The sequence below is a fragment of the Allopontixanthobacter sp. genome (assembly GCF_034376665.1).
Lineage (GTDB): Bacteria > Pseudomonadota > Alphaproteobacteria > Sphingomonadales > Sphingomonadaceae > Allopontixanthobacter.
On record NZ_JAXMJI010000033.1, the window covers coordinates 1 to 12986 of the forward strand.

At 62.9% G+C, this 12986-nt stretch carries 15 protein-coding genes and 2 pseudogenes; 9 read left to right on the forward strand and 8 right to left on the reverse strand.

The features are described 5' to 3' along the window. Positions 1 to 306: pseudogene (locus U0988_RS03355) on the forward strand (ATP-binding protein); the annotation flags it as partial. Positions 307 to 371: 65 nt separating this feature from the next. Continuing rightward, a complete protein-coding gene (locus U0988_RS03360; protein ID WP_322291234.1) occupies positions 372 to 1181 on the forward strand; it encodes a hypothetical protein in 810 nt (269 codons plus the stop codon). Between the two features lie 13 nt (positions 1182 to 1194). Here the strand turns inward: U0988_RS03360 and U0988_RS03365 are convergent, their stop codons facing one another. Further along, positions 1195 to 1764 (reverse strand): helix-turn-helix domain-containing protein, encoded by a 570-nt coding sequence (locus U0988_RS03365; protein ID WP_322291235.1) that lies wholly within the window; start codon positions 1762 to 1764, stop codon positions 1195 to 1197. 173 nt (positions 1765 to 1937) lie between these two features. Here U0988_RS03365 and U0988_RS03370 point away from each other — a divergent pair, with 173 nt between their 5' ends. Further along, entirely contained in the window at positions 1938 to 2282 is a 345-nt protein-coding gene (locus U0988_RS03370) for a CC_3452 family protein (protein ID WP_322291236.1), read from the forward strand. Between the two features lie 90 nt (positions 2283 to 2372). Here U0988_RS03370 and U0988_RS03375 read toward each other — a convergent pair whose 3' ends face one another. The 3 genes from U0988_RS03375 to galE all read right to left on the reverse strand — a co-directional run bounded on the left by U0988_RS03375 (position 2373) and on the right by galE (position 4397). Beyond that, on the reverse strand, positions 2373 to 2978 hold the full coding sequence (locus U0988_RS03375) for an HAD family phosphatase (protein WP_322291237.1): 606 nt from the start codon (positions 2976 to 2978) through the stop codon (positions 2373 to 2375). Positions 2979 to 3113: 135 nt separating this feature from the next. Further along, the gene (gene ykgO / locus U0988_RS03380; protein ID WP_007165381.1) at positions 3114 to 3239 is read right to left on the reverse strand and encodes a type B 50S ribosomal protein L36; all 126 of its coding nucleotides are present in this window, start codon (positions 3237 to 3239) and stop codon (positions 3114 to 3116) included. 135 nt (positions 3240 to 3374) lie between these two features. Next, positions 3375 to 4397: a UDP-glucose 4-epimerase GalE gene (gene galE / locus U0988_RS03385; RefSeq protein ID WP_322291238.1), complete on the reverse strand. Its 1023-nt coding sequence runs from the start codon at positions 4395 to 4397 to the stop codon at positions 3375 to 3377. A gap of 139 nt (positions 4398 to 4536) precedes the next feature. Here galE and U0988_RS03390 point away from each other — a divergent pair, with 139 nt between their 5' ends. From U0988_RS03390 to U0988_RS03400, 3 genes are all read left to right on the forward strand, one after another. Continuing rightward, positions 4537 to 5151, forward strand: a complete 615-nt coding sequence (locus U0988_RS03390; protein ID WP_322291239.1) for a DUF4136 domain-containing protein — start codon at positions 4537 to 4539, stop codon at positions 5149 to 5151. Further along, entirely contained in the window at positions 5148 to 6278 is a 1131-nt protein-coding gene (locus U0988_RS03395) for a M14-type cytosolic carboxypeptidase (protein WP_322291240.1), read from the forward strand. The genes U0988_RS03390 and U0988_RS03395 overlap by 4 nt, the downstream gene beginning before the upstream one ends. 108 nt (positions 6279 to 6386) lie before the next feature. Then, positions 6387 to 6755, forward strand: coding sequence for a response regulator (locus U0988_RS03400; RefSeq protein WP_322291241.1), 369 nt, complete (start codon positions 6387 to 6389; stop codon positions 6753 to 6755). Between the two features lie 85 nt (positions 6756 to 6840). On the opposite strand, the pseudogene U0988_RS03405 reads toward U0988_RS03400, so the two are convergent. The 3 genes and pseudogenes from U0988_RS03405 to U0988_RS03415 all read right to left on the reverse strand — a co-directional run. Next, positions 6841 to 7260, reverse strand: a pseudogene (locus tag U0988_RS03405) (cytidine deaminase); the annotation flags it as partial. Positions 7261 to 7401: 141 nt separating this feature from the next. Then, complete coding sequence (locus U0988_RS03410) at positions 7402 to 8103, reverse strand: glycoside hydrolase family 25 protein (protein WP_322291242.1); 702 nt, start codon at positions 8101 to 8103, stop codon at positions 7402 to 7404. Between the two features lie 8 nt (positions 8104 to 8111). Then, a complete protein-coding gene (locus tag U0988_RS03415) occupies positions 8112 to 8594 on the reverse strand; it encodes a UPF0262 family protein (protein WP_322291243.1) in 483 nt (160 codons plus the stop codon). A 126-nt stretch (positions 8595 to 8720) separates the two neighbouring features. Here U0988_RS03415 and U0988_RS03420 point away from each other — a divergent pair, with 126 nt between their 5' ends. Beyond that, on the forward strand, positions 8721 to 10226 hold the full coding sequence (locus U0988_RS03420; protein WP_322291244.1) for a replicative DNA helicase: 1506 nt from the start codon (positions 8721 to 8723) through the stop codon (positions 10224 to 10226). Between the two features lie 31 nt (positions 10227 to 10257). On the opposite strand, the gene U0988_RS03425 is transcribed toward U0988_RS03420, so the two are convergent. Then, a complete protein-coding gene (locus U0988_RS03425; RefSeq protein WP_322291245.1) occupies positions 10258 to 11436 on the reverse strand; it encodes a phosphatidylserine/phosphatidylglycerophosphate/cardiolipin synthase family protein in 1179 nt (392 codons plus the stop codon). Between the two features lie 108 nt (positions 11437 to 11544). Here U0988_RS03425 and rpoZ point away from each other — a divergent pair, with 108 nt between their 5' ends. Both rpoZ and U0988_RS03435 read left to right on the forward strand, forming a co-directional pair. Continuing rightward, entirely contained in the window at positions 11545 to 11889 is a 345-nt protein-coding gene (gene rpoZ, locus U0988_RS03430; protein WP_322291246.1) for a DNA-directed RNA polymerase subunit omega, read from the forward strand. Positions 11890 to 12370: 481 nt separating this feature from the next. Further along, a complete protein-coding gene (locus U0988_RS03435) occupies positions 12371 to 12967 on the forward strand; it encodes a hypothetical protein (RefSeq protein ID WP_322291247.1) in 597 nt (198 codons plus the stop codon). Positions 12968 to 12986 lie beyond the last annotated feature (19 nt).

Sequence of the window (12986 nt, forward strand, 5' to 3'; positions counted from 1 at the left end):
GGCAGCGACGAGGTGCGCGCGCGGGTCGCAGCCGCCCGCGCCATCCAGAGCAGCCGCAGCGAGCAGACCGGTGCCCGGACCAACGCGGAACTGGATGGCGAAGGCCTCGAAACTTTCGCCACGCCGGACGAATCGGGGCGCAAATTGCTGATGCAGGCGGCCGAAGCCATGCGCCTGTCCGCGCGCGGTTACACAAGAATGCTGCGCGTCGCGCGCACCATTGCCGATCTGGCAGGGACAGCGGAAGTCGGCCGGATCCATATCGCCGAAGCGCTCAGTTACCGGCGGTTGCCGCCGCGGGCGTAGTTCTGCAGCAGGGCCGACTGCTTCTGTTTGATTTGCGCAGGCTGCGGCTCTACCGCGAAATCCCCATGCGTCCAGGCCCCCTGTTCCCCATATTTCGTACCGCCGACGGGTCGCCGTCCGATGCGCCGCGCGTGTTCGGTTGGTCCCGGGTCGATCCGGAGCGCAAGCGTAAGGCCATTGGGCTGATCGCTGCAATTACGCTCGAAATCCTGCTGATTCTGGCGTTGCTGACGCTGGGCAGCGGGGTTTTGCGCGAAGAGCCTGTCCCGATGTCGATGGTCAGTTTCGACGCCCAGCCCGACGCGGAGGAAGATCCGAGTCCGGCCGAAACCGAGCAGCCTGAGTTTACCGAGACAAGGCCTTCGGCCTTGCCGCAGCCCGCGCCGCCCGACCAGCCGGCGCCGCCCGTGGAACCACCGCCAGCCGAAGTCGCCCCGGCCCCCAGAGCGCCCGCCCTGATCCCGCTGTCACGCGACCAGATGGCGCGGGCGGACATCAGCGGGAAGAAGCCGGGTCCGGTGGGCCCGCCTGACCGGGGCTTTCCGGGCGACAGCGAACGGGTCAGCGGCAGCGGCCCTAATGGCGAGCCGCTATATGCCGCCGCGTGGTACCGCGAACCCTATCGGGACGAGCTGCGCGGATATCTCTCGACTGCCAGTGGTCCCGGTTGGGGGCTGATCAACTGCCGGACTGTGCCGGATTTCCGGGTCGAGGACTGTGTACTGGAAGCCGAATTTCCGCGCGGATCGCAAATAGGGCGCGCGGTGCTGGCGGCGGCATGGCAGTTTCGCGTACGGCCGCCACGGGTCGGGGGCCGGTCCCAGGTGGGGGAATGGGTGCGGATCCGGATCGATTACACTCAGATCCGGCAGTAACCCGCGGAACCGTTCAGCCCTTTGCGGCCATCCTGCGCGGTTTCGAGGAGGCGCTGTCCACCCGAGCGAGACTGCCGGGGGCGCAGGCATCGCGGGCCTCTTCCGCACGCGTACCGTCCGAGCGAATTCCGACCTTGTCCCGCGCCTGGAGATGCAGATCCATATATTCCAGGATCCGGCCATCATGCGCCAGGATGGACACCGGCCCGATCGGCAGGCGGTCCCGCGCATCGACCAGCACCGGATTCTCCTCCATCTCGGAGCCATATTTCTGACCCCATTGGCGCAGCGCCAGCATTGCGGGCAGCAGGTCGAGGCCCTTTTCCGTCAGGCGGTATTCGATCCGGCGGCGATCATCCGGGCAGGGCTCCCGATCGAGGATGCCGTGATCGACAAGCTTGGCGAGGCGATTCGACAGAATGTTTCGGGCAATGCCGAGTTCCCCGAGAAATTCCTCGAAATGATGGAGCCCGTTGAACGAGGCGCGCAGGATCATGAAGGACCACCGCTCGCCCATGGTTTCCAGCGCTTCGGGCAGCCCGCAGACTGTCAGTTCCTTCAATGGCTCGCGTAGTTCGCCCATAAAATCCCTCTCGCCGTAGCGTTAGCGCGTTTTTCTGCTGTCACAAAACCGAAACTAAGTTTTTAGTTGCAACTTGCAATGTAATTTAGTAGGTAGTGATTCGCAACTGGTTTTCGACTCGGAAAGAAATCGGCAGCCAGCGCATCATGCAATACGATCAAAGGAACCGCGACATGACCCTCTCCCTCCCCAAATTCCGCTCGTTCAGTGCCGTAACCCTTGCGCTGGTATGGACCAGCCTGACATTCGGTGCTGCCATCACTCCGGTCGAAACCCAGGCCCGCGCTGCCACCCCCTATTACACAGCGCAATTCGCCGCGCCGGCCGCCGAAGCGACCGCCATCATCGGCGGCGTGGTGTGGCAGTGTGCGGGCAGCACCTGCCTCGCCGCGAAGGCCTCGGCCCGCCCCGTCAACCTGTGCAAGCGCGTGGCGCGCGAAATAGGCGAAGTCACCAGCTTCACTGCCGGTGAAAAGGCTCTCGAAGCGGCCGAACTGGCCACCTGCAACGGCAAGTAATCACGGGCCAATATCCCGTCCTCCACCCATCCTGGGGCGGGATCTTCTGGGCCTCCGGCATTCGTGCCGGGGGCCCTTTTCCCGTGCCAATTACGCGATCAGGCCGCGTCCGCGCAATTCGTCTGCCAGCATCGGCGCATCGCGGAAGTGGTGGACCTGCCATCCCTCAGCAGCGGCCACTGTGATGTTCGCGGCGTTGTCATCGATGAACAGCATATTCTCCGGACTGTGGCCGAACCGGTCTGCCGCCAGCCGGAATATCGCCGGATCGGGTTTCGCAATACGTTCGCGGCCTGACACCACGATGTCTTTCATGCAGGAAAGTTCCGCGCAGGTAGGCCTGAACATGTCCCAGAATTCCGCCCCGAAATTGGTAATCGCATACAGCGGTGTGCCGGCATCATGCAGTTCGCGGATCAGCGCGGCGGTTCCCGGCACCGGTCCGGGGATCGTCTCGAGGAACCGCTTCGCATAGGCATCGATCAGGGCCGCGTATTCGGGAAACTGCGCCTTGCGTTCCGGGACCATGTCCGACAGCGGGCGCCCGGCATCGTGCTGGAAGTGCCATTCCTCCGTCACCACATTGGCGAGGAACCAGTCGAGCTGCGCCGGATCGCCGATCAGCTTGGCAAACAGGCTGCGCATATCCCACTGGACGATGACCCGCCCGACATCGAACACAACCGCTTCCACCATGCACTTCGTCCTTCTTCCATCGTCCATCCGGCCGCAGATATGGGGCCGCAGAGACGCGAACGGCCCGCGCTCCTGTCCGGAGGCGGGCCGATTCGAGACCTCCGGCCCCGTGGCGGGACCGGCAATACCGGTAGCTTAGCCCTGGCGGGCCTTGAAGCGGCGGTTGGTCTTGTTGATCACATAGGTCCGGCCGCGGCGGCGGATGACGCGGCAATCGCGGTGACGGTTCTTCAGCGACTTGAGGCTGTTGCGGATTTTCATGGGCCGGGTTCCAAAAAATAAGCACCGGAGTTCGACCCCGATGCCGGAAATTCAAGCCGCGCAGATAAGGGCGCGGCGCGGTGAAGTCAACAGATTCGCCGCCCGCCATCTCGCGACGCGGAATTTTCCGCAGGATCAGTCGCGGATGATGGTATCCAGATTGCGTTCCCACTGCAAGGCATGAGCGATAATCTCGTCCAGCGCGTCATGCCGCGGCTGCCACGGCAGGGTGGCCTGGATGCGCGAGGGATCGGAAATCAGCGACCCCGGATCGCCTGCTCGGCGCGGCTGCATGTCGCGTTCCAGCTTGCGGTTGGTCACCCGGTCGACCGCGTCGAGCACTTCCAGCACCGAAAAGCCGCGGCCGTATCCGCAGTTCATTTTCAGCGAACGGCCCGGCTGCTGGATCAACGCCTCCAGCGCCAGCACATGCGCCGCCGCCAGATCGGTGACATGGATATAATCGCGCACCCCGGTGCCGTCGGGCGTGTCGTAATCGGTCCCGAACACGGCGACCTTGTCGCGTTTGCCCAGCGCGGCCTCCACAGCGACCTTGATCAGATGGGTCGCCCCGGCAGTCGATTGACCGCTGCGCCCCTGCGGGTCGGCACCCGCGACGTTGAAATAGCGCAGCGCGCAAAAATTCATAGGATGCGCCGCTGCCACGTCGGTCAGCATCTGTTCGGTCATCAGCTTCGACCAGCCATAGGGGTTGATCGGCACCTGGCGCGAATCCTCCTGCACCGGGGAGATTTCCGGCACCCCGTAAGTCGCGGCGGTGGAACTAAAGATGAAATGCGGCACGCCCGCTTTCACCGCCGCATCGATCAGTGCCCGGCTCTTCGCCGTATTGTTGTGATAATATTTGAGCGGGTTCTCGACCGATTCGGGCACCACCACAGAGCCCGCGAAATGCATGATCGCCCCGATCCCGCATTCCTTGAAAATCCGCGCCAGCAATGCGCCGTCCTCGATATCGCCTTCGTACAGGGGCACATTTTCGGGCACGGCAAAGCGGAAACCGGTCGCAAGATTGTCGATCACCGCAACCCGCCATCCGGCATCGATCAGCGCTAGCACCGCATGGCTGCCGATATAGCCGGCCCCGCCGGTTACCAGCACCGCCGACTTGTGATCACTGCTTGATACTGTGTTCATATCTACCAACTTACTGTCCCGACTGACATTCGGGCGGACGATTCGTCAAGCGTCAGTCCTCTGGCGCTTCATGGTCCGCTTGGCTAGGTTGATAAGCATTGGCGGCGCCGCTAACGCCCCTTCACGATTGGAACGAGACATGCGAATTTCCCGAATTGCGCTGGCGGCCATAGCCGCTGCCGGTCTGTCAGCCTGCACGACAACGCCGGTGGGCCCGGTCGAAGTGACCCGCTTCCACCAGCCGGATACCACCGCGCAGCTAGGCCGGACCACTGTCTTCGTCGAGTCCGCGCCGGACACGGATGTCGGGTCGCTGGAACTTGCACCATATAAGGACGCGGTCGCCCGCGAGCTGGCAGAGCTGGGTTACCGCGAGACATCGCGCGAACAGGCTGCGCATATCGCGCAGGTCAGCCTTGAACGCTTCGTGTCGGAACCGCAGCCCAAGGAGGGCCCGGTATCGGTCGGGGTCGGCGGCAGCACCGGCAGCTACGGTTCGGGCGTCGGCCTGGGGGTAGGCATCAACCTCGGCGGCAATAAATCGGCGCAGGAAATCGGCACCCGGATGGCGGTGAGTATCCGCGACGCTGCCAGCGGCAAGGCCTTGTGGGAAGGCCGCGCCAATTTCTCCGTCGGAACCGAATCGCCGCTTGCCGCAGCGGACGCCAATGCGGCTGCGATCGCCGATGCGCTATTCCGCGAATTTCCCGGCAACAGCGGTGAGACCGTCGAAGTGAAGGTGAGCGCCAAGTGAGCGATATCCAGATCGACTGCGCTTTCGACAGCGGCAATATTCTGGTCCTGTCCACCGAGGGCGCGAGCGCCAGGCTGGCGCTGCGCAAGGACCATATGTCGGATTTCAAGCAATGGTTCCATTTCCGGGTCAGCGGCGCTGCGGGCCGGGAGCTGGAACTGAAAATCACCGATCTGAACACGTCGGCCTATCCCGGCGGCTGGATCGATTACGACGCCTGCGTCTCGGAAGACCGCGCCTATTGGGGCCGCGCCCGTTCGACCTTCGATGTGAACGAGGACGGCGGCACACTGACGATCAGCTATGCATCCGGCAGCGACATCGCATACTTCGCCTATTTCGCCCCCTATTCGATGGAACGGCACCACGATCTCATAGCCGAATCGGCCCAGTGCGAAGGTGTTTCCTATCGCCGTCTCGGCACCACGCTGGACGGGCAGCCGATCGATTGCCTGGAAATGGGCGAAGGCAAAAAGGAAGTGTGGCTGTATGCCCGCCAGCATCCCGGCGAGACCCAGGCCGAATGGTGGATGGAAGGCGCGCTGGAATGCCTCACCGATCCCGCCGACCCGGTTGGCCGGATATTGCGCCGGAAATGCCGTCTTCACATCGTGCCCAATTGCAATCCCGATGGATCGCGCCGCGGCCATCTGCGGACCAACGCGGTGGGCGTTAATCTCAACCGCGAATGGGACAAGCCCAGCGCAGAAAAATCGCCCGAAGTCCTATGCATCCGCAACGCGATGGACGAGAGCGGGGTGGATTTTTCAATCGATGTGCACGGCGACGAGGCCATTCCCGCAGCTTTCCTGGCCGGATTCGAAGGCATCTCGGGACTGAAGGACCGGCAACAGGCCGACTATCTGCGCTATCAGGCAATTCTCGACCGGCGTACGCCAGACTTCCAGACCGTGCTCGGTTATGGCATTACCGCGCCGGGCAAGGCCAAGCTGACCATGTCGACCACCCAGCTCGCCCAGCGCTTCGGCTGCTGTTCGATGACTTTGGAAATGCCCTTCAAGGACAATTGCAATCTGCGCGACCAGGCACAGGGATGGAGCCCGGAACGGTGCAAACTGCTCGCCCGCGATTGCCTCGCCGCCCTGGCAGAGTGGCTGGAGGGCTGACGGCGCGGGGAACAAGTCTCAAACCAACACGTTCCAAGGCTTGGCCGATCGATAGCGGATTTCCGCATTCGGCGTCAGTCCTGAGTAAACTCCTCGATCGGAAAGATTATGGGCAAACGTGTGCTCGTTATAGAAGACGATTTCCTGAACCGCATGATGTTCTGCGCCGTCCTGCGCGAGGGCGGCTATGATGTCGAGGAAGTCACCGACGAGCGGCTGACGCTGAGGGAGGCCGAACAATTCGGCCCGGACCTGATCGTGCTCGACATCCATTTGCCGTATGTGTCCGGAATCGATATCATCAAGCTGTTGAAATCGAGCGAGAAACTGCGCAGCATTCCGGTGCTTGCGGTAACCGGCTATGTCGGCAAGGGCGAGGAACAGAAAGTCCGCTCCGCCGGGGCCAGCGGCTATCTCGCCAAGCCGGTGTCGATGAAGCCCTTGCTCGACGCTGTCGGCGGATTGCTCCCCCACTGAGACAGGCCTATCTTGGTTAGAAACTGCACGGAGTCGAACCTATTTGGTTCGTTGTGCCGACCGAGGGACGGGACATCAGCCTCCGCTACATCAGATTTGACGGACCAAAGGCCGCAGGCAGCAGTGCGGACAGCTTGACCCGCCGTACCTCCCCCGGGCCGACGCACAGAATGTCGGGATCGGTTCCCCCAAGCGCGGCGAGTTCGTGCAGCACCTGGCGGCACCGCCCGCAGGGGGTGATCGGATCGCCCCCACCCTTGTCCTCCGGCCCGGTGACAGCGACCGCAACAAGTCCGCCGCGCGCGCCCTCCGCCATCGCCTTCGCCACCGCGACCGTTTCCGCGCACAGCGCCATGCCGTAGCTGGCGTTCTCGATATTGGTCCCGGTCACCACGCTGCCATCGGCAAACCGCAGCGCGGCCCCGACAGCAAAGCCGGAGTAGGGCGAATAGGATTGCTCCGCAGCGGCGCGGGCAGCGGCGATCAGATCGTGGTCGGTCATGGTCTGGGCATATCCTCGATTTCCGGTTGTGGCGAGAGCGCAATGGCCGGACCCTGGATTGCTTCGCTACGCTCGCAATGACGAAGACCCGAAACTTCGTCATTGCGAGGAGCGCAGCGACGCGGCAATCCAGGGCCGAACGGCCTAGGGCTGAACCACCACCCAGCGAACCGGATCCTCGCTGGCTTCGCTGCGCAAGGCCTCGTTGGCAGTCCAAAGCAGCCACGGCCGACCGGCGTAGTCCGGTTCGATCCACGTACGGGTGAGCCACAGATTGCGTTCGAATTGGCTGGCGAGGCCGTAACGCGCTTCGAATTCGGGATCGATCTTGAGGATCGCGGCCTTGCCCGAATGGTTTTCGATCTGGTTGATCAGCGTCATCAGCTCGCTTTCCACCGCCGCGTCGCTGACCCTCTGCTCGCAGGCGTCGGCGGTCTTGCGCAGCTCGATCGCGGGGGGCAGCAGGGTGCTGTCACGCGGGACCATGGTGACGAAATTGGCCGATTGCCCGTCCGCCATGGCGCAGGGATCGAAGGCGTGGACTGCGCCAACCTGAAGGTTCGCTTCGAGCCCGGCGGCGAAATTGCGGCTGAACCGCGCGTCCTGTCCGCTCTCCCCATCGCTGGCGTCCAGATAGGCGAAGCTACCGCCCAGCGCGCGGACCGTGCGGAAATTGATCACCCCGTCGCGCGCCCCGGCGACCACGCCTTGATCGGGATAGCTTTCCTCGGGCGGCAACCAGTGATTGACCTGCCACCACAGATAACCCCCGACCGCGGCGGCAAGCAGCGCCAGCGCCGCGGCGAGGCGCAGCTTCCATGGCGATCGCTTGCGTTTGCGGGCCATGCGTCCGTTCAACCCTTGATGTGGAGGACGCAGATGAGCGTGAACAGCCGACGGGCGGTGGCGAAATCGGTTTCGACCTTGCCATCCAGCCGTTCGAGCAGCAATTCCGCCGCGTTGTTGTGAACCCCGCGCCGCGCCATGTCGATCGTCTCGATCTCCGCCGCGGTCGATTTGCGGATCGCCTGATAATAGCTGTCGCAGATCGCGAAATAATCGCGGATCGGGCGGCGGAACCGCGCAAGACCAAGGATCAGCGTTTCCAGTTCGGCATCGTCCGCATCGCGGATGGTCAGTTGCAGCCGCCCATCGCGCACTGCCAGCGTCAGCCGGTAGGGGCCGCCGTGCCCCGCCGCCGCCGCGCGGACCGGCTTGAAACTGTTTTCCTCGATCAGGTCGAAGATCGCCACCCGCCGTTCCTGCTCCACATCGGCGCTGCGCCACAGGATCGTGTCCTCGTCGAGCGCAATGTGGGAAATCGTGTAATCGGGCATCGTGCGCCGCTTTCGCAGATGCACGGGGGGCGGTGCAAGGCTTTCCGAAATCATCCCCACTATCCACAAGCCGGTGCGACAATCCGGCACTTGCGCTCGGCACGTCTTCGCGCCCAAAGCAGCCGGATGCCCGATCACGATACCCTGTCCCGACCCGATGCCCTGACCCCTGCGATGCGCAGCCTGCCCGCGAATATCGAGGCGGAAGCCGCGTTTCTGGGCGCCGTGCTGATCGACAACCGGGTGCTGGAGGAACTGCCTTCGCCGATTCGGCCCGAACATTTCTTCGAACCTGTCCACCAGCGGGTGTTCGAACGGATCCTGACCCTGCTCGACCGGAGCGCGGTGGTGACGCCGGTGACGCTCAAGCCCTATTTCGAGGCCGACGATGCGCTGAAGGAACTGGGCGGGATCACCTATCTCGCCCGGTTGACCGCGGATGGGCAGGGCCTGCTCGCTCCGCGCGAACTGGCCGAACAGATCTACGACCTCGCGTTGCTGCGCGAATTGGTCAGCGTCGGGCGCAATCTGGTGGAAGGCGCGCTCGACACGTCGGATTCGGTCGCCCCGATGAAGCAGATCGAGGAAGCCGAGGCCGCGCTGTTCAAGGTGGCGGAGGGTGCCAGCGGGCAGAACGAGGCGGAAAGTTTCGGCATGGCGACGCACAAGGCGCTCGGCATGATCGAAATGGCGATCAATTCCGGGGGCAATATCTCCGGCAAGACCACCGGCCTTTCCAGCATCAACCAGAAAGTCGGGGGTCTGCACGATTCCGACCTGATCATCCTCGCCGGCCGTCCGGGCATGGGCAAGACCTCGCTGGTCACCAATATCGCGTTCAATTGCGCTGACCGCTATCTGCGCGACAAGGCGGACGGGATCGAGGATACGGTGGGCGCGCCGGTGGCATTCTTCAGCCTCGAAATGAGCGCCGACCAGCTGGCAACGCGTATCCTGTCGGAACAGGCGGGAATTTCGTCCGAATTGCTGCGGATGGGCAAGATCAGTCGCGACGATTTCCAGCAATTGTCCTTCGCCAGCCAGCGGCTCGCGGAATTGCCGCTGTATATCGACGATACCCCGGCGCTCACCATCGCGGCCCTGCGCACTCGCGCGCGGCGGCTGAAGCGCAAGCACGACATCGGCCTGATCGTGGTCGATTACCTCCAGCTGCTGCAAGGATCGGGCCGCGCGAACGATAACCGGGTGAACGAGATTTCGGAGATCAGCCGCGGCCTCAAGACGCTCGCCAAGGAAATCGAGGTGCCGGTGATCGCGCTGTCCCAGCTCAGCCGGGCAGTCGAACAGCGCGACGACAAGCGGCCGATGCTGTCGGACCTGCGCGAATCCGGCTCCATCGAGCAGGACGCCGACATGGTGTGGTTCGTGTTCCGCGAGGATTACTACGTCGCCAGCCGCGAACCCAAGCGGCCGGTGGAAAGCGACGACACCAAGACGCACGAGGCCCATGCTGCGTGGATGGCCGACATGGAACGGGTCTACGGCCTCGCCGAACTGATCGTGGCCAAGCAGCGCCACGGCGCCACCGGCAAGGTGCGGATGCGGTTCGAACCGCGGATCACAAAATTCTCCGACCTCGCCGACGACGATTTGCGCGGCGAATACGACTGAGACTCAGCCGCGAAACAGGTTCCGCAAACCGTTAGAGCCCCAGGTTCAACCGGCGGCTGACGTTGTAATCGACCACAGCGACCAGGAACCAGGCGAGGTTCCAGCGGAAGCGGTTGAACAGGGTCGCCCGGCGCTTGTTCAGTTGCGGCGTGATTTCCTCGCTCGCGGCGATGTGCCAGCCGATGAATGTGCGCATCCGGTCTGCCAGCGCAGCGTCCTCGATCCGCAGCATCAGTTCCAGGTTCACATAGAGGCTGCGCATGTCGAAATTGGCGCTGCCGAAATAAACCGCATCGTCGATCACGATCAGCTTGGTGTGCAGTTTGCAGAGTGTGAATTCCCAGATTTTCGCGCTGCAGCCGAGCAGATAATCGTACATCGAACGGGCCGCCCCGATGGTGGCGTTGTTGTCTGACTTGCCCGCCATCACCAGCCGCACGCTGCCGCGCCGCGCCAGATGGCCGATCCGCCGCGCCATCCGGCTCGCGGGCGAGAAATAGGCCATGACCATGTCCATGCGCCGCCCGCCGGCCAGATCCTTGCGGATTGCCTGCATCCAGCTCGACGGGGTGCGGGTCGGGCCGCCGATCAGCAGCTGGACCGGTCCCTGCCCGGGATCCCATTCGCGGATCATCCGGCTGACGGCGAGCCATTTCGCCTTGGGATCGCCGCTCCACCGTTCCAGCGCGTCGAACCAGCGGGACAAATGAGTCACGGCGCTGCCCTGCAGGGTTACGGCCAGGTCGTTCCAGCCGTTGACGTCCGGCGGAGCGAAATAAGCGTCGGCGATATTGAACCCGCCGAGCATCGCGGTCCCGTCAGCGATCACCATCTTCTGGTGGTTGCGGATCAGATAGCGCTGCGTCCAGCCGGAACTGAACTTGTGCCATGTGCCGCCCGCATCGCGCAGCGGCTGAAGAAATTCCTCATCCGCATCCGCGCCGAATCCGTCGAGGATCAGCGTCACCGCAACCCCGCGCCGCGCCGCCGCGATCAGCGCATCGCGCACCTGCTGGCCGGCGTCGTCGACCGCGAAGATGTAGAAACACAGCCTAACCGATTCGCGCGCGCCGCCGATCATCTCCAGCAACCGGGCCAGCCGGTCCTTGCCCGCCGGATAGAAGGTTAGTTCCTGGCCCTGTGCGGTGATGGCAAATGGCGGCAATTCGGCATAGGCGACGCCCTCGCCGGATGATCGCTCTTCGCCCATGAGCAAGCGCTCTACCGGTCTCCGGCGGCCTGCGCAAATCCTTGACTCCGATGGACCGCCGGACTAATTGGCCAGCTTTCCTGATATTCCCAGAAATTGGAGTGCCCGATGGCGCGCGTTACCGTCGAAGATTGTGTCGACAAGATCCCCAACCGTTTCGACCTGGTTTTGCTGGCGGCCCAGCGTGCCCGCGAGATTTCCGGCGGCGCGGAACTGACCGTCGACCGGGACCGGGACAAGAACCCGGTTGTCGCCCTGCGCGAGATCGCCGAACAGACCGTCCGGCCCAAGCATCTGATGGAAAGCGTCGTCACCGGCCTGCAGAAAATCCTGCCGGATGACGAGGACGAAGCGGATGAAGTCGGCTCGCTCAGCCAGTCGGCCGAAGCGCTGCGGATCACCGCATCCGCGCCGACCCGCTCGACGTCGATCGGGTCCGATTACGACGGCTGATCGCGCCGCCAGACCTTTGATTTGCCAATGGGCCGCTCCTTTGGGGGCGGCCTTTTGCGTTTCAGTGTCTCCGCGCGGGTGCAGCAGCTATGGACCGCCATCGAGCGCAAGCTGGCGGCCAAGGTGGGCTGACTATTGAATTGCAGGCGCTCTCGGGCCCCACGATCCTCGGCGACACTTGCTTATTATAAATGAACGGCGCAGCTAAGAGTCGGCACTCTCGAACGGACGAGTCGCAAGCAAGGCAATTGGGCGTCCCTTAAGGGCCAATGCCTACAATCTGAACCACAAGCATTGAGAATGCCGGTTGACGACGCCTTGCGTGTCAAACGGGGGGATTCTCCATGCGGCATTCGCGCAAAGCGTCGGCTTAGACTCTGAGCAAAGGGGCGTGTGCCATGCTGATATTGGCTCACCCTATCGGTCAATTCTCCGGCGACCTCCCGGTTGCACCCCGTTCTTAGCCAGTAAGGAAAATACGATGAAAAAGTATCTTCAGGCACTTGCTCTCTCTAGTGTATTGGCCGCGTCTGCCGCGCTTGCCGAGGTACCGCGCACTCAGCCCGATCAGGCGTTGCAGGAACTGGCAAAGCAGCTAGAACCGTTCAAGGATGTCGCTTACGCCGAGAGCCAAGGGTACGTGCGATCGTCCCACTGCGAAGCTCATCCTACGCTTGGAACCATGGGCTTTCACTACTCAAATCCGCGTCTTCTGGGCATTACCGGTCTGGTGAACGGCCGAGTGAACGGCAATGGCACCTACACAGGCGTCAATCCTCCTGCCATTTTGCTTTATATTCCCGACGGACATGGCGGAGTGAAGCTAGCGGGGATAGAACTGCTGGTCTTTGCCGAAGCCTGGGATGCCGAAAACAATCATCCCCGGATGTATCGTGGACGCAAATATAACTACATGGCAGACAATCCTGCGACACCGCAGGATGAGGCGCACAACTTCATGCCTCATTACGACCTTCACATCTGGCTGTTCGAAAATAATCCAAGCGGCTTGTATGCACAGTGGAACCCGGCCCTAAGCTGCAGCAACCTTGGCATCGTCGATTTTCCCGACCATTGAATTCTACATCTCTAGGTCA